Raw genomic sequence first — 583 nt, 5'->3', positions numbered from 1 at the left:
AACAATATGAAAGATGAAAGTAATGAAAGCATTTTCGTTCGTTCAGAATATAAATTGGTTCGCATTCCGCTAAACGATATTGAATATATTGAGGGTTTGGAAGATTATATAAAAATTCACTTCACCAATGCGAAACCTTTACTAACCTTAATGACTATGAAAGGCATTCTTGAAAAATTACCTCCCGAAAAATTTACAAGAATACATCGCAGTTATATTATTCCCCTAAACAGGATTCAATCTTTTGTAAATAAAAAAATTTTGCTGAATACCGGCAAAGAATTGCCTGTAAGCAACAGTTATATTGAGTTTATTAATAACATGATGAAGAAATAAGTACGATATACAATGTTGAACATATGCTTTGTAAGTATCACTTTCAGCTTTTCGTTTTCAATTTTCTATTTCCCGTTTTCTACTTTCTTTTCAATTACCGATACAATCTTTCAATTTATCGGCAGCTAACAATTTCTTAGTAAGCATAATTATGCTTTGACTAATCTATAAAGCCATTATAGTCCGTTATAGTTTTCATTTTTCCAGCGTTATTTTTATTTCCGGGTCTTGTTTTTACGAGACCCTT

General features: G+C 30.4%; 1 protein-coding gene. It reads left to right on the top strand.

What is annotated here, in order from left to right; all coding sequences use genetic code 11:
* A partial coding sequence (locus E3E36_RS11320; RefSeq protein ID WP_167895523.1) for a LytTR family DNA-binding domain-containing protein occupies positions 1–336 on the top strand: 336 nt, incomplete at its 5' end.
* Positions 337–583 lie beyond the last annotated feature (247 nt).

The sequence above is a fragment of the Thermococcus sp. M36 genome, assembly GCF_012027355.1.
Taxonomy (GTDB): Archaea; Methanobacteriota_B; Thermococci; order Thermococcales; family Thermococcaceae; genus Thermococcus.
This window is presented reverse-complemented; position numbering and strand designations above follow the sequence as displayed.